The 21,765-nt window shown below is 74.7% G+C and carries 22 protein-coding genes; 5 read left to right on the forward strand and 17 right to left on the reverse strand.

What is annotated here, in order from left to right; all coding sequences use genetic code 11:
• Positions 1 to 58: 58 nt before the first annotated feature.
• From hemC to IPL61_07910, 4 genes are all read right to left on the reverse strand, one after another.
• The gene (hemC, locus tag IPL61_07895) at positions 59 to 1,000 is read right to left on the reverse strand and encodes a hydroxymethylbilane synthase (GenBank protein MBK9031243.1); all 942 of its coding nucleotides are present in this window, start codon (positions 998 to 1,000) and stop codon (positions 59 to 61) included.
• Between the two features lie 76 nt (positions 1,001 to 1,076).
• A complete protein-coding gene (locus tag IPL61_07900) occupies positions 1,077 to 1,265 on the reverse strand; it encodes a hypothetical protein (protein ID MBK9031244.1) in 189 nt (62 codons plus the stop codon).
• Complete coding sequence (locus tag IPL61_07905) at positions 1,265 to 1,561, reverse strand: bacteriocin (protein MBK9031245.1); 297 nt, start codon at positions 1,559 to 1,561, stop codon at positions 1,265 to 1,267. The genes IPL61_07900 and IPL61_07905 overlap by 1 nt, the downstream gene beginning before the upstream one ends.
• 350 nt (positions 1,562 to 1,911) lie before the next feature.
• Complete coding sequence (locus IPL61_07910) at positions 1,912 to 3,651, reverse strand: hypothetical protein (GenBank protein ID MBK9031246.1); 1,740 nt, start codon at positions 3,649 to 3,651, stop codon at positions 1,912 to 1,914.
• Between the two features lie 86 nt (positions 3,652 to 3,737).
• On the opposite strand from IPL61_07910, the gene IPL61_07915 reads away from it, so the two are divergent.
• On the forward strand, positions 3,738 to 5,000 hold the full coding sequence (locus tag IPL61_07915; protein ID MBK9031247.1) for an MFS transporter: 1,263 nt from the start codon (positions 3,738 to 3,740) through the stop codon (positions 4,998 to 5,000).
• 69 nt (positions 5,001 to 5,069) lie between these two features.
• Here IPL61_07915 and IPL61_07920 read toward each other — a convergent pair whose 3' ends face one another.
• From IPL61_07920 to IPL61_07930, 3 genes are read right to left on the reverse strand one after another with little or no spacing between them, the layout of a single operon-like run.
• Positions 5,070 to 6,431 carry a glutamyl-tRNA reductase gene (locus IPL61_07920; protein ID MBK9031248.1) on the reverse strand — a complete coding sequence of 454 codons (1,362 nt, stop codon included), beginning with the start codon at positions 6,429 to 6,431 and terminating at the stop codon, positions 5,070 to 5,072.
• Positions 6,428 to 7,249, reverse strand: coding sequence for a cytochrome c biogenesis protein CcsA (ccsA, locus tag IPL61_07925; GenBank protein ID MBK9031249.1), 822 nt, complete (start codon positions 7,247 to 7,249; stop codon positions 6,428 to 6,430). Before ccsA ends, IPL61_07920 begins: the two co-directional genes overlap by 4 nt.
• Positions 7,250 to 7,258: 9 nt before the next feature.
• Positions 7,259 to 7,555: a hypothetical protein gene (locus tag IPL61_07930; protein MBK9031250.1), complete on the reverse strand. Its 297-nt coding sequence runs from the start codon at positions 7,553 to 7,555 to the stop codon at positions 7,259 to 7,261.
• 143 nt (positions 7,556 to 7,698) lie between these two features.
• Here IPL61_07930 and trxA point away from each other — a divergent pair, with 143 nt between their 5' ends.
• Positions 7,699 to 8,028 carry a thioredoxin gene (gene trxA / locus IPL61_07935; GenBank protein MBK9031251.1) on the forward strand — a complete coding sequence of 110 codons (330 nt, stop codon included), beginning with the start codon at positions 7,699 to 7,701 and terminating at the stop codon, positions 8,026 to 8,028.
• Positions 8,029 to 8,055: 27 nt separating this feature from the next.
• Here the strand turns inward: trxA and IPL61_07940 are convergent, their stop codons facing one another.
• Positions 8,056 to 8,274 carry a hypothetical protein gene (locus IPL61_07940; protein ID MBK9031252.1) on the reverse strand — a complete coding sequence of 73 codons (219 nt, stop codon included), beginning with the start codon at positions 8,272 to 8,274 and terminating at the stop codon, positions 8,056 to 8,058.
• A gap of 80 nt (positions 8,275 to 8,354) precedes the next feature.
• Between IPL61_07940 and IPL61_07945 the strand changes: the two genes are divergently transcribed.
• Together IPL61_07945 and IPL61_07950 are read left to right on the forward strand one after the other, a co-directional pair.
• Entirely contained in the window at positions 8,355 to 9,428 is a 1,074-nt protein-coding gene (locus IPL61_07945) for a TIGR04552 family protein (protein MBK9031253.1), read from the forward strand.
• A gap of 47 nt (positions 9,429 to 9,475) precedes the next feature.
• Positions 9,476 to 10,159, forward strand: a complete 684-nt coding sequence (locus IPL61_07950; protein MBK9031254.1) for a hypothetical protein — start codon at positions 9,476 to 9,478, stop codon at positions 10,157 to 10,159.
• Between the two features lie 249 nt (positions 10,160 to 10,408).
• On the opposite strand, the gene rodA is transcribed toward IPL61_07950, so the two are convergent.
• From rodA to IPL61_07995, 9 genes are all read right to left on the reverse strand, one after another.
• Positions 10,409 to 11,560 (reverse strand): rod shape-determining protein RodA, encoded by a 1,152-nt coding sequence (gene rodA, locus IPL61_07955; GenBank protein MBK9031255.1) that lies wholly within the window; start codon positions 11,558 to 11,560, stop codon positions 10,409 to 10,411.
• Positions 11,557 to 13,587, reverse strand: coding sequence for a penicillin-binding protein 2 (gene mrdA / locus IPL61_07960; protein ID MBK9031256.1), 2,031 nt, complete (start codon positions 13,585 to 13,587; stop codon positions 11,557 to 11,559). The genes rodA and mrdA overlap by 4 nt, the downstream gene beginning before the upstream one ends.
• A gap of 10 nt (positions 13,588 to 13,597) precedes the next feature.
• Complete coding sequence (locus tag IPL61_07965; protein MBK9031257.1) at positions 13,598 to 14,140, reverse strand: hypothetical protein; 543 nt, start codon at positions 14,138 to 14,140, stop codon at positions 13,598 to 13,600.
• Between the two features lie 116 nt (positions 14,141 to 14,256).
• The gene (locus IPL61_07970) at positions 14,257 to 15,123 is read right to left on the reverse strand and encodes a hypothetical protein (protein ID MBK9031258.1); all 867 of its coding nucleotides are present in this window, start codon (positions 15,121 to 15,123) and stop codon (positions 14,257 to 14,259) included.
• Positions 15,120 to 15,686: a sigma-70 family RNA polymerase sigma factor gene (locus IPL61_07975; GenBank protein ID MBK9031259.1), complete on the reverse strand. Its 567-nt coding sequence runs from the start codon at positions 15,684 to 15,686 to the stop codon at positions 15,120 to 15,122. The genes IPL61_07970 and IPL61_07975 overlap by 4 nt, the downstream gene beginning before the upstream one ends.
• A 71-nt stretch (positions 15,687 to 15,757) precedes the next feature.
• Entirely contained in the window at positions 15,758 to 16,651 is an 894-nt protein-coding gene (locus tag IPL61_07980; GenBank protein ID MBK9031260.1) for a hypothetical protein, read from the reverse strand.
• Between the two features lie 63 nt (positions 16,652 to 16,714).
• On the reverse strand, positions 16,715 to 17,344 hold the full coding sequence (locus tag IPL61_07985; protein ID MBK9031261.1) for a hemolysin III family protein: 630 nt from the start codon (positions 17,342 to 17,344) through the stop codon (positions 16,715 to 16,717).
• Positions 17,345 to 17,453: 109 nt separating this feature from the next.
• Positions 17,454 to 18,437 (reverse strand): rod shape-determining protein MreC, encoded by a 984-nt coding sequence (locus IPL61_07990; protein MBK9031262.1) that lies wholly within the window; start codon positions 18,435 to 18,437, stop codon positions 17,454 to 17,456.
• Between the two features lie 12 nt (positions 18,438 to 18,449).
• Positions 18,450 to 19,460, reverse strand: coding sequence for a rod shape-determining protein (locus IPL61_07995; GenBank protein MBK9031263.1), 1,011 nt, complete (start codon positions 19,458 to 19,460; stop codon positions 18,450 to 18,452).
• 435 nt (positions 19,461 to 19,895) lie between these two features.
• On the opposite strand from IPL61_07995, the gene IPL61_08000 reads away from it, so the two are divergent.
• Positions 19,896 to 21,707: a SurA N-terminal domain-containing protein gene (locus IPL61_08000; GenBank protein MBK9031264.1), complete on the forward strand. Its 1,812-nt coding sequence runs from the start codon at positions 19,896 to 19,898 to the stop codon at positions 21,705 to 21,707.
• The last annotated feature ends 58 nt before the right edge of the window (positions 21,708 to 21,765 follow it).

Below are 21,765 nucleotides of genomic sequence, written 5' to 3' on the forward strand. Positions count from 1 at the left end.
GAGGCGCAAAATTTCTTTGGCCGCGGCGCGGCGGCTATCGCGGCGGTTATGGAAGCGGTTACGGATGGGCCGGCGCGATCGCCGACGCCGCGATGATCGCGTCGGCGCCCTGGGCCAGGAGCGCGTCGGCCGCGGCCACGCCCAGGGCCGCCGCGTCGGCGGCGGCGCCGGCGGCGGTCGACCGCAGCACCCGGGTGCCGTCGGGCGTGCCGCACAGCGCCGCGAGGTGGAGCTGGTCGCCGGTCAGGGTCGCGTGCGCGGCCAGCGGGGTCTGGCAGCTGCCGCCCATCCGGGCCAGGAACGCGCGCTCGGCGGTGATGCGCTGCTCCTCGCGCGCGTCGTGCAGCGCCGCGCGCACGAGGTCGCGCGTGGCGTCGTCGTCGGCCCGGGTCTCGATCGCGAGCACGCCCTGCGCCACCGCCGGCAGGCACCGCTCGATCGGCAGGTGCTCGGTGATGCGCGCGGCCAGGCCCAGCCGGGTCAGGCCGGCCGCGGCCAGGACGATCGCGTCGTAGTCGCCGTCGTCGAGCTTGCGCACCCGGGTCGGCACGTTGCCGCGCAGGAGCTTGATGCGCAGATCGGGCCGGGCCGCGAGCAGCTGGCACTGGCGCCGCAGGCTCGACGTGCCGACCACCGCGCCCTCGGGCAGCTGATCGAGCGTGCCGTGGCGCGACACCAGCGCGTCGCGCGGATCCTCGCGCGTCGACACCGCGGCGAGGATCAACCCCGGCGCCAGCTCGGCCGGCAGGTCCTTCATGCTGTGGACCGCGACCTGGGCGCGGCCGTCGAGCAGCGCCTGCTCGATCTCCTTCACGAACAGCGCCTTGCCGCCGATCGCGGCCAGGGCCACGTCGAGGATGCGGTCGCCCTGGGTCGAGAGCGTGAGCAGCTCGACCGCGAGCCCGGGCTGGGTGGCGATCAAGCGGGCGCGGGTGTGCTCGGCCTGCCACAGCGCCAGGGCGCTGCCGCGGGTCGCGATGGCGAGTCGTTCGAGAGTCACGGCGCCAGTATGCCGCGCCGCCACGGGGCCGTCCCCGCGCGGCGCGGCCGATCGTGCGCGGGGCGCGCGCGGCGGGTCAGACCGAGGTCAGGCCCGGGCGGTTGAGCGCGAGCCAGACGACGCCGGCGACCAGGCCCGCGACCGCGCCCAGCACGGCGCTGGTGCCGATCGTGGGCCCGACGGTGAGCACGCCGTAGACCAGCCCGGCCACCGCCCCGCCGGCGCCGCCGACCGCGGCGCCCTGGCGGAAGCGTACGCCCAGCATCACTTCCACCATCCCCACTGCTGGCCGAGGTTGTTGGCGGCGCCGGCGACCGCGCCGCCCGCGCCGCCGGCGATGCCGCCGATGGCCCAGCCCGGGAGGCCGCCGACGCCGGCGACGGGCGCGGTCGACAGCGCGCCGGCGACGGCCCCGGTAGCGGCGCCCCCGGCGGCGCCGGTGACCGCCCCGCCGACGGTGGCGCGGCCGAGCTGGCCCCAGTCGAGGCCGCCGGTGACGGCGTCGAGGCTGTCGAGATCGATCGAGGTGAAGGCAGGGACCGAGGCGAGGTTGGCGGTCATGGGGGGCTCCTTGGTGGGTGCGTGCGGATGAGGTGGAGGATCGTGGACGGCGAGCGCTCTTGCAGCGCGCGTACCAGCGCGCGCCCGCCGGGTTTCGCGGCGCTGCGTCGGCGCGCCGGCGCGACCGCGCCGACCGCGGTCATCACCGATCCAGGTCGGCCCCCACGACCGAGGTGCGCGGGTCGTCGCCGAACCCAGGCGGGTGCAGGCGAGCGCCGACGTCCGCGGGCTCGAGACCAGGTCGGCACCTCGAGGGGCGCCCCCGACACCCGCGACCACCCACGACGCGCGCCGCCCGGCGCGTGGACCTGTGCTCGACCGAGAACCTACGAGCGCCGTGGTGCGCGGCGTCAGCGCGCGCGGCGTCGACGGCGCCGCACGAGCGCCAGCCCGACCAGCGGCGCCCAGGCCGCGGCGGTGACCGGCGCCGTCGAGCAGCAGCCGCCGGCGTCGTCGCCCGCGGGCGGCGGCAGCGGGCACGCGGTGCCGGGCGTCGGCGCGAACGTCACGTCGAGCGCGAACGGCCCCTCGCTCGAGACCTGGTTGGCGACGAAGCTGTCGACGACGACGTAGTACGTGCCGGCGGCGACCTCGGCGGTGAGCGTCCCGTCGTCGCGCGCGATGCACGCCGCCTCGTCGAGCGCGGTCAGCAGGTGCACGTCGACGTCGGTGCCGGCGTCGTCGGTGACGGTCGCCGTGAGCTGGCCGGGCTGGCACAGCTCGACCTGGTAGACCCACTCGCGGCCGTCCTCGATCGCGGTCGGCGCGCAGGCGTAGCGGTTGAAGTACCGGCCGGGGCCGTCGACGGTCGTGGCCTCGACGTGGAACGGCAGGCCGGCGATGACCGCGGGCGCGGCCCGGCTGCCCGGCACCGGCGCCGGCTCGGCGCCGAAGGTCGCGTCGAGCAGATCCCACAGCTCGGCGTGCGGGGCGTCGTAGTTGAGCGCCCAGATGCCGACGCCGCCGAGATCCTCGTCGACGATCATCCGGTACTTCGCGGCCAGGCTCTCGGCGTCGTCGTACCAGACCTGGTGCCACGCGCCGGCCTGCGGCCAGGCGTAGTACGGCGAGCTGGTGCCCGCGTCCCAGCGGCGGGTGCGGCCGGCGGCGAGGTGCCCGACGCTGGCGCTGTAGGTGACCGCCCCGATGTGATCGGTGGCGGCCGCGACCGGCTGGTCGGTCGCGGTCACCCACTCGCGGCCGTAGTACGGCACGCCGTGGATGATCTGCCCGCGCTTGGCGGCGCCGACCTCGCTGGCGAACCCGGCCAGGGTCCGCTCCATCGACCAGCTCGTCGCCGCGCGCCAGGTGCGGTCGACGTCGAGGATGCCGATCGGCCCGGCCACGCTCGAGCCCGACCAGAAGTAGCCGTAGCCCATCACGAAGTAGTAGCTGGCGTGATCGAGCAGCGCCGGCAGATCGAACTCGGGCACGCCGTCGGCGCCGGCCCAGTTGACCGAGGGCCCGGCGATCGAGATCTCGGCCGCGAGGTGGCCGCGGGCGTCGAGCCCGGCCCGCAGCTCGCGGATGAACGTCGTGAAGTAGTCGCGGGTGCCGTCGATCAGGCCCTCGAAGTCGACGGAGACGCCGTCGGCGCCGCCGGCCTCCAGGCGATCGATCATCGTCGCGATGGCCGCGGCCCGACGCGCGGGATCGCGGGTCAGCGCGAGGATGCCGCTGCCCGAGAACAGCGTGAACGTCAGGTCGACCTTGACCCCGGCGGCGTGGGCGGCCTCGACGGTGGCGAGATCGGGCCAGCCGTGGGCCGCGGTCACCGCGCCGGTCGCGTCGAGCTCGATCGAGAACCACGCCAGGTGGGTCAGCGCCGACCAGCGGATCGTGTCGAGATCGGCGACCCAGTACGGGTAGTAGCCGTAGACCACCCGGGTCGGGCCGGCCGCGCGCTCGGTCCGGGCCCGCGCCAGCTCGGCCAGGCGCGCGGGCGACAGCCGGGGCCGCGCCGCCGGCGGGGCGCCGGCGTGGGCCGCGGCGTCGTCGGCGTGGGGCGTCGCGCCAGGGGTCGGCACGTCGGCCGCGACCGGCGCGACCGTGGCCAGGGCGAGGACGACAGCGACGACGAGGCCACGCATGGCCTGAGGTATGCCCGAGCCCGGGCGCCAAGGAAAGCCCGAACCGCGCCGCCCGCCGGTTGTCCGCCCGCCAACAGATTGGCGCGATGGATGACAACCGAGCGGCGCTCGGGCACGGTGGCCGCGTGTCGCTCCTGCGCCAGCACGCCGGGTTCCGCCGCCTCTGGGCGGCCGGCGCCGTGTCGCTGTGCGGCGACTGGCTGTCGTTCGTCGCGGTCAGCACGCTGGCGCTGACCGGCGGCGGCGGCGCGATGGCCCTGGCGATCGTGTTCGCGGCCCACGCGCTGCCCGGCGCGCTGCTGGCGCCGGTGGCCGGGACGCTGGTCGATCGCTTCGATCGTCGCGGCGTGCTGATCGCCGCCGACGTGCTCGCGGCCCTGGCGACCGCGGGCATGGCGGCCGCGGCCGCGGTCGGGTGGCTCGCGGCGATCCAGGGGCTCCTGCTGGTGCGCAGCGCGATCACCTCGGCGGTGCCGCCGGCCGAGTCGGCCGCGGTCCGGCGCCTGGTCGGCCCTGATCAGCTCACCGCCGCCAACGCGATCCTGGCCGCGACCTGGAGCACCGCCTACGTCGCCGGCATGGCGCTCGGCGGCGCCGCCGCGATGCTGGGCCCGACCCTGGCGCTGGTCCTCGACGCGCTGTCGTTCGCGGTGGCCGCGTCGATCCACGCGACCCTGCCCCGCCTGCCGGTCGCGCGCGCGCCCAGCCGGCTGTGGCCGGCGATCCTCGCGGCGCCGCGCGACACGGTGCTCGCGCTGCGCGTCGCCGCCGCCAACCGGCCGCTGCTGGCGGCGGTGCTGGGCAAGAGCCCGCTCGCCTTCGCCGCCGGCGCGGCGTGGATCAGCCTCAACCTGATCGCCGTCGACGCCCACCCGTTCGGCGCCGCCGCGCTGTCGTTCGGGCTGCTGCAGGCGATCCGCGGCGCCGGCACCGGCATCGGCCCGGCCGTGGCCGCGCGCCTGGTCGCGCGCGGCGCCTCGGCGTTCGTGCTGCAGCACGCGGCGGTCGCGCTGATGCTGGTCGCGGTCGCCGGGCTGACGGTGGCGCGGTCGCCGCTGGCGCTGGCCGTGGTCGCGCTGACCTGGGGCCTGGGCACCGGCACCAACTGGGTCATGGCCCACACCGCGATGCAGCGCCACGCCAGCGATCTCGAGATCGGTCGGCTGGCGGCGTTCGACGAGCTGGTCGTGACGCTCGCGATGGTCGCCAGCGCCTTCATCGGCGCGGTCGTCGTCGAGGAGGCCGGCGTCGCGGCGGCCGCGGCGGTCGCGGTGGCGCTGGGCGTCGTCGGCGCGGCCGCGGTCGCGGTCACCGTCGGCGCGGTCACCGCCCGGCGCCAGGCGGCGTGACGATCACCTCGGCGTCTGTACCTATTTCGGTCGGGCACCGAGCCGCGCGCTGGGAACCCCGGCCGGCGCTCAGCGCACGATCGCGGGCCGGGTGATCACCACGCCGCCCTCGGCCGCCGGGTGCTCGTCGGCCACCGCCGCGCCGGTCGGGGCGACGGACTCGATCGGGAACAGGCGCCGCACCGCCCGGGCCAGGGCGTCGCCGTCGTCGTCCTTGAGCGCGACCTGGGGATGGTGGAGCAGCTTGGCGATGACCAGATCGATCGCGCGGCGGACCGCGGCGTCGCGCTCGGCCGGGCCCAGGTCCTTCTTGGCCAGGAGCGCGCACACCTTGTCGGCCTCGGTCGCGCCGATCTGGCCGAAGTGATCGCGCAGCGCGCGGATCGTCGGCACGACCTTCTGCGCGCGCAGCCACGCGTGGAACTGCGCGACCTCGCCGTCGACGATCCGGCCGGCGGCGGCCGCGGCCTTGCCGCGCTCGGCCAGGTTGGCGGCGACCACGCGCTCGAGGTCGTCGATGTCGAACAGGTAGACGCCGTCGAGATCGCCGACCGCCGGCTCGGCGTCGCGCGGCACCGCGATGTCGACGATCACCATCGGCCGCCAGCGCCGGTCCTTGGTGACCTTCTTCATCAAGGCCTTGGTCAGCACCGGCTGGCGCGCGCCGGTCGAGCTGACCACCACGTCGGCGGTCGCGAGCAGCTCGGACAGCTGCTCCCAGGGCCGGGCCACCGCGCCCAGCGCGGCGGCGAGCGCGGTCGCGCGCTCGGGCGAGCGGTTGGTGACCACCAGCTCCGACACCCCGGCCGCGCGCAGGTGCCGGGCCGCGAGCGTCGACATCTTGCCGGCGCCGACCACGAGCACGCGCTTGCCGGCCAGATCGCCGAACACGCGCGCGGCCAGCTCGACCGCGACGGTCGACACGTTGGCGGCGCCGCGCGCGATCGCGGTCTCGGTGCGCACGCGCTTGGCCGCGCTCCACGCCCGCTCGAGGCAGCGCCCGACCAGCGGGCCGACCGCGCCGGCCGCGGCCGCGCGGGCGTGGGCCTCCTTGAGCTGGCCCAGGATCTGGGCCTCGCCGACGACCAGCGAGTCGAGCGCGGCCGCGACCCGGAACACGTGCTCGATCGCGGTCGGCCCGACGTGCCCGTAGAGCGCGCCGTCGACCTCGGGCGGCACCGGCGCCCGCCGCGCCACCAGCGCGCGCCGGACCTCGACCAGCGCCCGCGCGCCCTCGCCCGGCGCCGCCGCGCCGTAGACCTCGACCCGGTTGCAGGTCGACAGCACCATGGCCTCGGCCACGCCGGCGGCGCCGCGCACGTCGGCCAGCACGTGCACGAGCTCGTCCTCGGCGAACGCCAGGTGCTCGCGCACCGCGACCGGCGCGGTCCGCCACGACAGCCCGACGACGAACAGCTCGGCCGGGGTCACGACCCCACCGCGCGGCGCACGAAGTAGATCGCCAGCACGCCCAGCGCCGCGACGAACCCGGCCACCGTGACCCAGGCGGCGCGGCGCCCGCGCCAGCCGAGCCCGAGGCGCCCGCCGAGCAGGCCCGCGTAGCACAGCCACGTGATCGACGCGGCGGCGTACTCGGGCCGGCCCATGCCGCCGCCGCGCTGCGAGGTCCAGATCATGCCCAGCACCATCGCGGCGGTGAACAGCGGGAAGCCCGCGGCGACCAGGCGCTGGGCCATCGCGTCGAGGCCGGCCAGCGACTCGACCGGCGCCTTCCACGACGCCGCGTCGAAGCGCTTGCGCTTGAGGTTGCGCTCCTCGAGCAGGTAGATGAACGCGATCGCGGCCGCGAGCGCGAACAGCGCGACCCCGACGGTGGCGAGCGAGATGTGGATGCGCCCGAGCAGCGTGAGATCTGCCTGGGGCGTGCCGGCCGGCGACAGCCGCGCCGCGATCAGCACCGCGCCCACCATCGGCACCAGCACCGCGCCGGCCAGGTCGATCTGGCGCTTGATCGAGGTCGCCAGGTAGCCGCCGGCGATGATCCACGCCAGGAAGCCCAGCGCCTCGCGCACCGACGCCGCCGGGTGCACGCTCAGCACGCCGCGCCAGCCGATGTCGACGCCGTGCGCGACGAACGCCGCGATCGCGACCCGCCGGGCCTGGCGCGACCAGTGCGGGCGCGCGCGCAGGAACCCGGCCAGCAGGCCGACCGCCGCCACGGTGTAGAGGGCCGCCGCCAGCCAGAACGCGGGCGACGGCGTCACCGACAAGAGCCGGGTGTCGGGCACGGCGTTACCTCAGGGCTCGGGCTCGCCGAGGAACCCGTTGACGACCTCGTACGCGGTGTCGCCGTAGATGACCGACGTCATCATGTGGTCGGCGCCCATCGTGGCCAGGGCGGTCTCGTCGCGGACGGTGCCGAGCAGCTCGTTGGGGTCGTCGCCGCCGCCGGCGATCGACTCGAAGTACACCGCGGGGCGGACGTGGAACGCCCGCGCCAGCTCGGGCAGCATCAGCCGATCGCCGGTCAGCGCGAGCTTGCCCTCGGCCGACCAGGCTTCCAGGCGGGTGTTGGAGATGAACAGCCGGGCCACAGCTCGGGAGCATAGGCCGAACCGGCGGAACGCGCAAAGCCGCGAGGGCGCCCGCGCGATCCAGCCTGACCGGGCGGCTTGCGGCGATGCCCGGTCGGCGTTACATCACCCCGACCACCGCAGCACGTAGGAGGAGTCGACTCATGGCCAGCACCAACGTCAAGACCATCACCGATCAGAACTTCAGCGACGAGGTGCTCAAGTCAGAGCTGCCGACCTTGATCGACTTCTGGGCCGTCTGGTGCGGCCCCTGCAAGCAGATCGCGCCGACGATCGACGCGCTGGCCGACGAGTACAAGGGCAAGCTGCAGGTGGGCAAGGTCGACGTCGACCGCGAGCAGGTCACCGCGCAGCAGCTCCGCGTGACCTCGATCCCGGCGCTGTTCCTGTTCAAGGGCGGCAAGGTGGTGTGGTCGTTCGCGGGCGCCGCGCCGCGCACCAAGATCGAGGCCGAGATCAAGAAGCACCTGTAGCCGCGCGCCGCGGCCCGCGCGGCCGCCTCAGCGCAGGAGCAGCGCCATCGCCACGAGCGCCAGCCCGCCGACGACCACCGAGTAGATGATGATGCCGGTGGTGTTGGGCTTGCCGCTGCCGCCGTTGTAGCCCTTGCCGCAGGTCGGGCACAGCACGTGGTTGAGGATCCTGGCGCCGATGAAGCCGCCCCACCAGGTGAACCCGGCGGGGCGAGGCGACGCGGCGCTGCGGCAGTGGGGGCACATCCCGCGAGCCTACCTTGGGCCGCGGTCGATCGGCGCCCAGCGCAGCAGATGTTGCCCGGCGGGCGGGGTATGATCGGACCGTGGTCCACACCGTGCTTCCGCGCGTGGCCCGGCCGCCGTGCCTCGACGAGCTCGACCTCGCCGATCTCGAGACGGTCCGGCTGCTGCTGCGCGGCGACTCGGTGGTCGACTGGCACCGGCTCAACTTCTCCGACCACGCCGCGGTCGATCGGTTCCTGCGCCTGTGCGAGCTCGACCCGACCAACGAGGCCGAGCTCGATCGGCTCGAGGACGTCCGCGGCGACGCCGTCGACTACCTGACCCGGGTCTACCAGCTGCCGCTGCCCGACGAGATCGCCGACGACGTGCCCGCGCGCGATCTGTTCCTGATCGCGTCGCGGTCCGGCCCGCACCAGCGGGCCGCCTGCGTCGTGCTCAAGGTGATGCACATCATCTACCACCTGGCCGGGCGCCAGGCCCTGCTGCGCCTGGCGATCTCCGACGACGCGATCTTCCGCGAGATCGAGCTGAAGGTGCTGCGCGTGGTCGAGGAGCTGCGCGCCGCCGGGTGCGCGGTCGCCGAGTTCGAGTGGAGCCGCAAGCCGCGCGACTCGCAGATCACCAAGCTCATGGCCAAGCGCTCGACGCTGGCCGCGAGCATCTACGACAAGCTGCGGTTCCGGCTGATCGTCCCGACCGAGGCCGATCTGGTGCCGACCCTGGCCACGCTCACGCGCCAGCTGATCCCGTTCAACTACATCGTGCCGGGCGAGTCGGTGAACCAGCTCGTCGATCTGGGCGGCCTGCTCGAGCGCGAGCCGCACCTGCGCGACCTGGCGCCGCGCATGCAGCCCCAGGAGGGGCCGGTCGGGCGCCTGCCCAGCACCAACGAGTTCTCGGGGCCCGAGTACCGCATCATCAACTTCGTCGCCGACCTGCCGCTGCGCCTGGGCCGGTTGGTGCCGGTGACCGAGCTGGCGCCCGACGAGAGCCACGTGGTGTTCGTGCTCACCGAGTTCCAGATCGCCGACAAGGCGACGGCGCTGGCCAACGACACCGGCGCGTGCAGCCACGAGGCCTACAAGGCCCGCCAGCACGAGCGGGTCCGCGAGCGCCTGATGCGCGACGAGAACAACCCGCTGCCGCCGGACTGACGCGCGGCGGCGCCCAAGGCGAGGCCCCGATGCGATGTCCAAGCTCCATGCGCTGGTCCGTGATCGCGATCGCCGCGTCCGCCTGCGCCGGCGCGCCGGCGGCGGGCCCACCGGCCGGTCAGGAGCGCGGCGCCTGCCGCCCCGCCGACGCGTGCGACGTCGGGCTCGAGTGCTGGTCGGCGCGCTGCGTGCGGCCGCCGCCGGCCGCGTGCCCGGCGGTGGCGCGGCGCCTGGCGTCGTACCAGGTCGGCAACTACGCCACGCCCGAGGAGATCGCGCCGGTGATCGTCGCCTTGACCGGCGCGTGTGAGCGCGCGCAGCTGACCGCGCGCGAGGGCCGGTGCCTGACCGACGCCGTCGGCGAGGACGAGCTCCTGGCGTGCCCGCGGGTGCTCGTGCCCGAGCTGGAGGCCAAGCTCGCGGCGCGGCGCGCGCCCCCGCCCGAGCCGCCGCGCGATCCCGCCGTCGATCCGGTCCTGCCGGTCGATCCCTGGGGACCGCCGGTGACCGCCAGCGGCGCGTGCGATCGCTACGCCGCGCTGCTCGACACGTACGCCGCCTGCCCGAACCTGCCGGCGGTCACCCGCTTGTTGACGCGGCGGTCCAACGCCGCCATGCGCCTGAGCTGGCGCGCGACCGCGGCCAGCCAGCGGGCGGCGGTCGAGGCCAGCTGCGCCGACGGCGCCGCGGCGCTGACCACGTTGCTAGCCCAGCTCGGCTGCGCGCCCTGACCCGGCAGCGCGCCGACGGCCGCCGCCGCTGGGAGCGGTGACCTCGCCGGGGCGCGTCACGACCGGCGCGCCCGACCCGCGCACCGCTTGTCGTTCTCGGTGAGCAGCGGTCCGCGCGCCGGGCGGTGCGCGGCTCGGGGGAGGATCGTCGGGGCTTGCCCGAGCTACCGACGTGGTCCGGGCGTGACCTCGGACGTCCGAGCCCCCCTGCCCTGCCTGGGGCGGCCTGGCGACAGGTCCCCTGGAAGATCAGTAGCCGTGGCGGCGCAGCGACACGCTCGCGCACAGGCCCATGCCGATGAAGAACGTGAGCAGCGAGCTGCCGCCGTAGCTGATGAACGGCAAGGTCACGCCGACCACCGGCGCCATGCCGAGCACCATCGCGACGTTGACGACGACGTGCCAGAAGGTCATCGCGGCGACGCCCAGGCAGATCGTCGCGCCGGCCGCGTCGCGCGCGCGCAGCGCGATGTTGAGCAGCCACACGATCAGGAACGCGAACATCGCCAGCATGACGACGGCGCCGACGAAGCCCCACTCCTCGGCCCAGACCGAGAACGGGAAGTCGGTCCAGTGCTCCGGCAGGAAGTCGAACTGGTTCTGGGTGCCCGACATGAAGCCCTTGCCGAGCAGCTTCCCCGAGCCGACCGCGAAGATCGACTGGAGCGTGTGCCAGCCCGAGCCGGTCGAGTCGGCGGTCGGGTCGAGGAACGCCAGCACGCGATCCTTCTGGTACTGGTGCATCGACTCCCACAGGACCGGCACCGCCAGGAACATCCCGAACAGCGTGTAGACCATCGGCCACAGGTCGCGCAGGACCAGGAACCCGACCGACAGCATGATCAGCGTCGTCAGGGTCGCGGTGCCGAGGTCGGGCTGGATCGCGATCAGGAGCACCGGCGCGCACAAGAGCGCCAGCTTGGGCAAGAGGCTCATCCAGTGGGGCTTGGTGCCGGTGCCGTCGGCGACCAGCCGCGCCAGCACCAGGATCACCGCCAGCTTGGCCAGCTCGGACGGCTGGCCGCCGAGCGTGCCGATCGTGATCCAGCGCTCGCTGCCCTTGGCGTTCGAGCCGGCGACGTCGACGACGATCAGCGCCACCACCGCCAGGCCGAAGGCGATCCACGCGACCCGCAAGAGCGCGCGGTAGTCGATCGCGGTCGCGACCGCGAAGCCGATCGCGCCGACGAACATCCACCGCAGCTGCTGATCGAACTTGCCGGCGTGGCGGGTGCCGTTGACCGCGCTGTACAGGTTGAGCAGGCCGAGCGCCGCGATGATCATGACGATCGCGACCAGCGGCCAGTCGACCGCGGCCCGGAACCGGCGCCAGCGCGACATCCCGATCTGCGCGCGCGGCAGCTCGATGCCGACCCCGCGCGATCCGCGCCAGCGGCTCATTCCTCGTGCTCCGGCTCGCGCACCGGCTCGGCGAGCGGGCGATCGTCGGGCTCGGCCAGGAGGCCGCCGCCGTGGGTGCCGAGCTGCCAGGTCGCCGAGAGCTGGTGCAGGCGCCCGAGGACGGCGCCGTCGGCGAGCGGGCCGCTGACGGCGGCCTGGTGGCGACCGCGCACGTGCGTGGCCCAGCCCTCGAGGATCGTCTTGGCGACCGGGCCGGCGACCTTGCCGCCGGGCCCGCCGTGCTCGATCAGCACGACGATCGCGACCTCGGGCGTCTCGGCCGGCGCCACCCCAGCGAACCAGGCGTGATCGCCGCCGGGCGACCAGCCGCGGATCTGGCGCTGGTCCTTCTTGGCCTTCTTGGCCTGGACCTGGGCGGTGCCGGTCTTGCCGGCGATCGCGATGATGTCGCTGGTGGCGTGCTTGTACGCGGTGCCGCCGGGCTCGTTGACGACCTTCCAGGTGCCCCGCTTCCAGATGTCGAGGATCTCCGGCGGGGTCGGGACCTTGTTCTTCACCTGCGGCTGGTACTGGATCACCGTGGCGCCGTCGGCCCGGACCACGCGGTCGACCACCTGCGGCACGAACAGCGTCCCGCCGTTGGCGAGCGCGGCGTAGGCCATCGCCAGCTGCATCACCGTGACCTCGACGTCGCCCTGCCCGGTCGCGCCGTTGATCGTGTAGCCGACCATGAAGCGCCCGCGCTGCTCGTACCAGGCCCGGGTCGGCACCCGGCCGGGCGCGTCGCCGTTGAGGCCCAGGCCGGTGCGCGAGCCGAACCCGTACTGGTTCGCGACCTCGGCGATCCGATCGAGCCCGACCCGCTCGGCCAGCGACCAGAAGTAGACGTTGCACGAGTGCTGGATGGCGCCGACCAGCTCGAGCCGGCCGTGCGACGCGGTGCACCCGAACGGGTTGCGATCGCCGGTCACCTGGTAGCTGCCCTTGCAGACGATCGGCTCGTCCTCGCGGCCCTGGCCGTCCTCGAGCGCGGCGATCGTCGTGATGAACTTGAACGTCGAGCCCGGCGGGTACGGCACCCGCAGCGCCTTGTCGATGAACGGCTTCCGGGGATCGTCGTCGAGGAACTTGGCCTCGGCCCGGGTCAGGTGCCCGGTCATGACGTTGGGGTCGAACGACGGCTTGCTCACGACCGCCAGGATCTTGCCGGTGTCGACCTCGACCACCGCCACCGCCGCCGCCGGGAACGGCGCGACCGCGCGCTCGGCGATGCGCTGGAGCTCGGCGTCGAGCGTGAGCACGAGGCTGTAGCCGGCCACCGGCTCGGTCACGCGATCGCCGGCGATCAGGCCGTCGGCGGTGGCCTCGTCGAGCCGCCGCCCGCGCGCGTCGACCGCGTAGCGCTCCTTGCCCTTCTTGCCGCGCAGGTAGTTCTCCCACACGGTCTCGAGCCCGTAGCGGCCGATCAGCTCGTCGGAGCTGTAGCCCTGCGAGCCGAGCTGCTGGGCCTCCTCGGCGGTCATCTGGGTCATGTAGCCGACCAGGTGGGCCGCGAGCGCGCCCTGGGGATAGTGGCGGTACGGCTCGCTGCGGACCTCGAGCTCGGGCAGGCGGAACCGCTCCTGATCGACCCGGGCCGCGCGATCGCGGGCGATGTCCTCGAGCAGCAGCACCGGCTCGCGCACCTTGCGCTTGCGCGCGGTCGTGATCCGCGCGTCGATCTTCTCGAGCTCCTCGTCGGACAGGCCGATCAGCCGGCGGAGCGTGCCGCGCAGCGCCGGCGTGAACGCCTTGGTCGTGGCGTAGAGGTTGAACGCGGCGCGGTTGTCGGCGAGCGGCACGCCCTCGCGGTCGAGGATGCGGCCCCGGATCGACGGCAGGTAGCGCTCGTGGACGACGTTCGAGACCGTGCGCTCGCGGTAGCGATCGCCGCGCATGACCTGGAGCTGCCACAGCCGCCCGACCAGGCCGCCGAACGCGATCAGCATCGCCAGCATGACCCAGCGCAGCCGCCGGCCCAGGGTCGGCAGCGCCAGGCCGCCCGAGCCGCTGTCCTGCATCAGCACGGCGACCTCGTCACGGCGCCAGGCCCTCGAGCGCGTGGTCGCGCTCGCGGTGGGTGCGCGCGAACGCGGCGTCGACGCGGCGGTACAGCCGGATCACCAGCGGCCCGCACAGCGCGGTGACCAGGCACACCCGCGCGAGCGTCCACAGCTCGAGGCGCGCGCCCGCCACCGGGCCGCCCAGGACGATCCGCACCAGCAGGCTGGCGATCAGCGCGAGCGCGGCGGCGGCGAACGCGAACCCGGCGGTGAGCCCCCAGCCGCGCACCAGGATCCGGCGCTGGATGCCGATCGCCGACACGCACACGAGCCCGGCGGTCAGCGCCAGCAGCCCGCCCGGGGCGCCCGACAGCAGATCGGCCAGGTAGCCGGTGACGACGGCGGCGCCGACCGCGCCGGCCACGCCCCGGCGCGCGGTCAGGCCCAGGTAGCCGGCGGTCAGCGCGGCGACGTCGGGCGGCGCGTCGCCGACGACCGGGATCGGCAGGACCGACCAGGTGACGCCGAGGACGAGCAGGAGCCCGTAGGCGATGAGGACGATGGTCGCGGAGCGCATGCCGACCGGGGCGCCGTCCTACCACGGGCCCCCGGCGCGAGCACGGGAATTCCCGACCGGCAAGCCCGCGAAACGGCTCACGAGTGTCGCCCCGGGCGTGCCCAGGCGCGCGGCCGTCAGCGGCAGGGCCGCTCGACCCGCGCGCGCGCGCTCGAGGCGGGCCACCGCCGCACGAACGCGGCCCGCTGCGCGGCCGCGTCGGCGTGCCGGCCGGCGGCGCACGACGCGTCGATGGCGAGCGCCGCGGCCTCCTCCGCGAGCTGGCCGTGGGCGAACTCGCGCTGGTACCTCGCCAGCGCCGCCAGCGCGTCGACCGCCGCCCCGCCCCGCAGCGCGGCGCGCGCGATCCGCAGCAGCTCGAGCTCGCGGGCGAGCGGGTCGAGCTCGGTCGTCGGCTCGGCGGCCGGCTCGGTGGCGGGCGCGACGACCGGGGCGACGACCGTGGGCGCTGGCGCGGCCGGCCGGGGGGACGGCGCGGGCGCCCGCGGCGGGTCGAGCTCGATGTCGGCGTCATCGACCTCACCCGTCGTCGGCGTCGGCGAGGACGCCGGCGCATGCGCAGCGACCGCCGGGGGGCGATCCGGCGGAGGCGCCGGCTCAGGCGCGGGCGCCGCCGCTGCGTGGGTCGCCGGGGCCGGCGGGCTGGCGGTGAGCCGGGGTACCACGACCACCGCGGCGGTGGTCGCGGCCACGAGGCCGAGGCCGATCACCGCCAGCTTGCCGGCGGCGAGCCCCGTCGCGGTCGCGGTCGCGGTCATCGCGCCGGCGGCGCCCGCGGTGATCGGCACCGTCGCGGCCACGCTCGCGGGCGCAGCCGTCGCGGTCGCCGCCTGGGCCGCCGCAGCCGCCGTCGCCACGGTCGCGCCCGCGGTGGTCGCGATCATCAGCCGCGCGCGCCCGCGCGCCAGGCGCTCGTCGGTCGGATCGAGCGCGCCCCGCGCCTCGGCGAGCAGGGCCCGGGCGTGCGGCGAGAGCTCGCTCATGGCGTCACCTCCCGCACGCCGACCGCGGCCAGCCGCGCCAGCGCTTGCTCGAACCGGGCCCGCGCCAGGCGCAGGCGCGAGTACACCGTGTTGAGCGGCACGCCGATCAGCTCGGCCACCGTCGGGGCGCTGAGCTGCTCCAGCTCCATCAGCGCGAACACCTCGCGCTTGTCAGGGTCCATCGCGTCGAGGATCTCCATCACGATGCGCGCGGCCTGCCGCCGCGCCAGGGACTGATCGGGCGCCGGCCCGCGGTCGGCCAGCTCGGGCAGGATCGCCATCGGCCCGGTGCCCAGGGGGCGCTTGCGGCGGTGGTCGGCGGCGACCCGCCGGGCGATGCCGTAGAGCCAGGTGGTCACCGCCGAGCGGCCCTCGAAGTCGGCCAGGCGTCGGTGCACCACCAGGAACACGTCCTGGACCGCGTCGTCGAGGCTGGCGTCGGGCACGCCCAGCGCCCGCAGCGACCGGAACACCATCGCCGCGTGCTGGTCGTACAGGCCGGCGACCGTCAGCCCGCTCACAGGCTCCGCGGGCGCGGGGTCGAGCCGGGTGGCGGGCATCATCTCGGCGTGGGTGGCGGGCGTCATCGGCGTCCGTCATGGAAACGTACACCGCCGGACGCCCCGGCGACCGATCATTCCAGGATGCCCTCGACGCCGAGGCCCAGCCGCAGGGCCACGGGCGACGAGCGCGTCAGGTCGTTCGCGCCGAAGTGCGGCCGATCGATCCCGATCACGGCCTCGACCGACGCCGACACCGCCAGGTGCCCCCCGAACGGCCGGGTCCAGCGCACCAGCGCCGACAGCGCGCTGAAGCGTTGCTCGACCAGCCCGGCCCCGTCGAACGTGCCCGCCAGCGCGCCGCCGCACACCCAGACCTCCCAGACCCCGCCGCAGCCGCGCACGTCCAGCTCGTGCAGGTCGGTGTCGCTGCCGGCGTCGCCGCCGGTCCACCCGGCCCGCCACAGCGCGCCGCCGACCTCGACCCGGGCCCGGGCGTAGGACACCCCGAGCGAGCCGCCGAGGCCGAGCCGGAACTCCGGCAGCGTGCCGGCGTCGGACCAGCCGTCGAGGCGCAGGTGGCCCCGCAGGATCGCCGGCCGCGGCGTCGGCACCACCGGGAGGCCTCGCCCCAGCGTCGGGGCAGACGGCCGTGGCGGGGGCGGTCCTGGCGCGGGCGGCGCGCCCTCGTCCTCGACCGCCGCGGCCAGCACGAACGCCACCGCCTCGACCACGGCCGCGCAGTCGGCGCCGCGCACGTCGCGGCTGGCGCGCCCGCGGGCGGTGACGATGTCGAGGTGCGCGCGCACGTCGCGCTCGAGCGGCGCGCGGACGACCTCGACGGTCGCGGCCACGTGATCGGCGGGGACCAGCGGCCGCCCCAGCTGCGCGGCGATGCGCGCAGCCAGCGCCTCGGCCGAGCCGCAGCCGACCTCGGCCCGCCACACCAGCGCGGCCCCGTCGTCGGCGCGGGCCCCCGACGCGGTCAGCGCCAGGGCGGCGAGCACGACCAGCGCGCGCGGGACCATCGGTGACGACGATACCGCGGCGGCGCCACCGCCGTCAGGTCCGCGCGCCGGCCGCGATCGGCGTCACGGTCGCGCCAGCACGACGACCGCGCCGAAGTGCGCGATGGCCGCGGCGATCGTCAGCGCGTGGAACACCTCGTGGTAGCCGAACGTGCGCGGCCACGGATCGGGCCAGCCGGCGGCGTAGATGGCGGCGCCGACGGTGTAGAGCGCGCCGCCGGCGAGGATCACCGCCAGCACCGGCACGCCGGTCGCGTGGACCACGGCCGGCAGCGCGACGATCATCACCCAGCCCAGGACCACGTACAGAGACGCCACGACCCAGCGCGGCGCCGACGGCCAGGCCAGCGCGCGGGCCACGCCGAGCGCGGCGCCGCCCCAGACCGCCGCGAGCAGCGCGTGCCCCGGCCACGGCGGCAGCGCCAGCGCGCACAGCGGCGTGTAGCTGCCGGCGATGAACACGAAGATCGCCGCGTGATCGGCGCGCTGCCACCAGCGCCGGGCGCGCGCGCTCCAGCTGCCGCGATGGTACGCGGCGCTGGTGCCGAGCATCAGCGCCAGGCTGGCGGCGTAGACGACGAGCGACCACTGCCAGCCCGAGCTCACGACCAGCGCGATGCCGGCCGCACCGGCGACGAAGAACGCGATCTGGTGGAGCACCCCGCGCAGGCGCGGCGCATCGATCTCGGGCATGCCCTGATCATGGGTCCGCCCGCCCTGCCGCGCCGCCACGGTCGCGCCACGTCGCCCCCGTCGCGGTCACGATCGGGTCACGGGCGGCGGGGGCGTACGCGTCATGGCGTCATGGCGTCGCGGCGTCGCGGCGTCGCGGCGTCGCGGCGTGGCGGCGTGGCGTCACAGCGGCCGCACGCCGAACGCCGGCTCGCTGCGCTTGTCCTTGCCCGCGGTCGGGTCCGGCGGCGGCGGCGGCGCCAGCAGCACCAGCACCGTGCGCAGCCGCGAGAACGACACCGCCGGCGTCACCTCGACCTCCTGGAACACCGAGTAGTCCTTGGTCGAGACCTTGGCGACGCGCCCGACCAGGATGCCGGCCGGGAAGTCGCTGCCGTCGAGCGAGTGCGAGCCCGAGGTGTAGATCTCGTCGCCGACCTTGAGCATTGACCACGTCATCGGGCGAGCTGCCGCGATCGAGCCAGTCGATCTTGCACGCGTAGCGATCGCTGGCGCCGACGCCGTGGAGCTGGCCCAGGCCGCCGGTGCGCTTGACGACGATCGGCACGCCCATCCGGGTGTCGGTCAAGAGGAGCACGTCGGCGTGGCGGCCGTAGACCGTGAGGATCTTGCCGGCCAGGCCCTCGGACGTGATCACCGGCATGCCGGGCTCGACCTCGCCCTCGCCCCGGTCGATCCGCAGCCGCACCACCCGGAACGCCGGCGACAGCGCGGTCGCGACCACGCGCGCGCCGATCGTGTCGGCCGGGATCTGCTTGCGCAGGAGCGCCAGCTCCTCGAGCGCCTCCAGATCGAACGCCTTGCGGGTCATCGTCGACAGCTCGCGCCGCAGCCGCTCGTTCTCGGCCCGGAGCTCGCGGTTCTCGTCCTCGACGCCGACCAGCGCCACGTAGCCGTGCCAGACCGAGCCGATCCGCCGCACCATCCACGCGACCCCCGACTGCAGCGGCGCCGACACCCGCAGCACCGCCTGATCGACCGCGCCGAGCTCGCTCGGGCGCCGCAGGCTGGCGCGCAGCACCAGCGCCGGGATCAGCAGGAACAGCGCAGCGAGGCCCCAGTCGATCAGGCGCCGGCGCAGGGTCTGGGCCACGGATCCCCAGGCCTACTTGAGCGCGATCTCGCGCAGGAGCGACAGCTCGTCGAGCACGCGGCCGGTGCCGAGCACGACCGCGAGCTGCGGGTTCTCGCACACCATCACCGGCAGGCCGGTCTCCTCGCGCAGGAGCACGTCGAGGTTCTTCAACTGGGCCGAGCCGCCCGACAGGACGATGCCCTTGTCGACGATGTCGGCCGACAGCTCGGGCGGCGTGCGCTCGAGCACCGAGCGGACGGCGTCGACGATCGAGTTGACCGGCTCCTGCAGCGCCTCGCGGATCTCGTCGGAGTTGACGACGAGCGTCTTGGGCACGCCGGCGACGAGGTCGCGGCCCTTGACCTCGACCGTCAGCGGCTCCTCGAGGGGGTAGGCCGTGCCGATCTCCTTCTTGATGACCTCGGCGGTGCGCTCGCCGATGAGCAGGTTGTACTTGCGCTTGATGTACTGGACGATCGCCTCGTCCATCTTGTCGCCGGCGACGCGGATCGACTTCCACAGGACGATGCCGGCGAGCGCGATCACCGCGACCTCGGTGGTGCCGCCGCCGATGTCGACGATCATGTTGCCCGAGGGCTCGGTGATCGGCAGGCCGGCGCCGATCGCCGCCGCCATCGGCTCCTCGATCAGGTAGACCTCGCGGGCGCTGGCGGCCAGGGCGCTGTCGCGGACGGCGCGCTTCTCGACCTCGGTGATGCCGGACGGTACGCACACGATCACCCGCGGCCGCACCAGCGTGCGCCGCTGGTGCGCCTTCTGGATGAAGTAGCGCAGCATCGCCTCGGTGACCTCGAAGTCGGCGATGACGCCGTCCTTCATCGGCCGGATGGCGACGATGTTGCCGGGCGTGCGCCCGAGCATCTCCTTGGCCTCCTTGCCGACCGCCAGCACCTTCTTGGGGCCGAGCGAGTTGGCCTGCACCGCCACCACCGAGGGCTCGTTGGCGACGATGCCGCGACCGCGGACGAAGGTGAGCGTGGTGGCGGTCCCGAGATCGATCGCGAGATCGTTCGAGAACATGCCGTAGACCCAGTCGAAGAGCATCGGGACCTAGTGCGCGCGCGTCGGCGGTTGAGCGCCGGGGGCTCCGGCGGGCAGCACATGCAACGCGTAAGCAGTCGGTGACATTCCGTTATTTCGTTCGCGATTGCGTCGAGTTGGCGGCGGTTCCCGGGGCGGCGAAGCGGCGGAGCAGTACCACGGGCCCGCGGCGATGCGCAAGCATCGACGGACCTGGTGACGCGCTACGCCAGCACCGGCGCGCAGATAGGTAGCGGTGCGCACGAACACTACGTCGGGCGACCCGCAGGCGATCCACGGGCGACCACCGGCGCCCCACCGGCGCCCCACCGGCGGCGGCGCACGACCGGCGGGCGACCGGCGCCTTCGCGACCGGGCGCGTGGCGTTCCCAGGCGAATGTGGCTAGACTGCGCCGCCTTCCAGGGGACCGTCACATGTTCGATAATCTACGCAAGTCGGGCTCGTCGTTGATCGTGTGGGTGCTGTTCGGCATCCTGATCGCCGGGTTCGTGATCAGCTTCGGACCGCAGTCCGTGGGCTCCAGCCAGGGCTGTCAGTCGGGTGGCCGGGTGACCGTGCTGAACCTCGGCTCGACCACGGTGGACGACACCGGGTGGCGCTTCGCCTACGGCCTGGCCCGGGGCAGCGAGGTCGAGCGCGGCCGCGAGATCGCGGCGCTGTCGCAGCTGGTGCGGCGCGAGCTGCTGGCGGCCGAGGCCGAGCGCCGGGGCCTGCGGGTCTCCGACAAGCTCATCGACCACGTGATCACCGAGGGCGAGCTGCACTACGGCGGCCGCGTGATCCCGGCCAAGGGCGCCTTCTACGACGAGGAGGGCAAGGGCGTCTTCAACTACAACCAGTTCAAGCGGTTCGTGTTCCAGCGCATGAACATGTCGGTCGCGGGCTACAAGCGCCAGCAGGCCCGCGAGATCCTCGCCTCGACGATGGACCGCATCCTGCGCGGCTCGGTCGCCGTGTCGATCGAGGAGGCCCGCGCCCGCTACGTCGCCGAGAACACCACGGTCGCGTTCGACGCGGTCCGGTTCGATCCGGCCACGTACCGCGACGCGCTGCACGTGACCGACGCCGATCTCGATCGCTACCTGGCGGCCCACGAGGCCGAGGTCAAGGCCACGTACGTCGAGGCGTCGTGGAAGGACAAGCACCAGGTGCGCGTGCGCCGGGTCTACCTGAGCAAGGTCGGCGCGCCGCCGCCGCCGCCCGCGGGCGCGCCGACGACGCCCGCGGCCGATCCGGCCCAGGCCAAGCTCGAGGCCGCGCGCGCCGAGATCGTCGCCGGCAAGAAGACCTTCGCCGCGGTGGCGAGCGCGCTCGACGCCGATCCGACCATGCGCGGCAAGAGCGGCGACTGGGGCTGGTACGACGAGGGCGCGATGACCCTGCCCGACCCGGCGCTCAACGACGCGGTCAAGGGCCTCACCGAGCCGGGCGCGGTCTCGAAGGTGATCGCCACCGGCGACGGCTTCTACCTGCTGACGGTGAGCGAGCGGCGCAGCGGCGACCTCGCGTACGAGCAGGTCAAGCGCGACCTCGCCGACAAGGTGGCGCGGCCGGCGTGGGGCCTCGAGGCGGCCAAGCGCGCCGCGCTGCTCGCGCTCGAGATGGCGCGCACCACCAACCAGGGCCTCAAGGATCTGTTCCCGGGCGAGCAGACCGGCGCCGGCGAGTGGTCGAGCTCGTACGACATCCCGACCGCCTGGATGCAGGCCGGCTCGGGCTCCGGCGACGCGCCGGCCGCCCCGACCGCCGCCCCGGTCCCGACCGCCGCGCCGGTGGCCGCGACGACCGACGTGCTGCCGACGCTCGGCGAGCTCCGGCCCCGGGTCGACAGCTTCCCGGCCCTGGCGCGGTTCGGCAACCGCACGATGCTCGGCGAGTCGGGCGAGCTGACCAAGGCGCTCTACGAGGATCTGACCGCGGGCGCGCTCGGCCCGAAGGTCTACGAGGTCAAGACCGGCGCCGCCGGCGCCCCGCCGATCTTCGTGATCGTCCAGGTCACGTCGAAGACCCTGGCCGACATCGCCGCGTTCGAGAAGGACGCGCCCAGGTACGTCGCCGAGCTGGCCGCGGTGCGCGGCGACGCGTACGTCACCGGCTGGCTGCGGGGCCGCTGCCGCGAGATGGTGGCCAAGAACGAGGTGCGGCCGCGGCGCGATCTGCTGACCGCGTCCGACGAGGCCGGCAACGTGCACGTCGTGCCCTGGGATCCCTGCGCCAGCCTGTAGCTGGAAGCCGCGCCGTGCGGTAGCGGCGCCGCCGCGGTGACCGCGATCGGGTAGATGC

Source organism: Myxococcales bacterium (assembly GCA_016717005.1).
GTDB lineage: Bacteria > Myxococcota_A > Polyangia > Haliangiales > Haliangiaceae > UBA2376.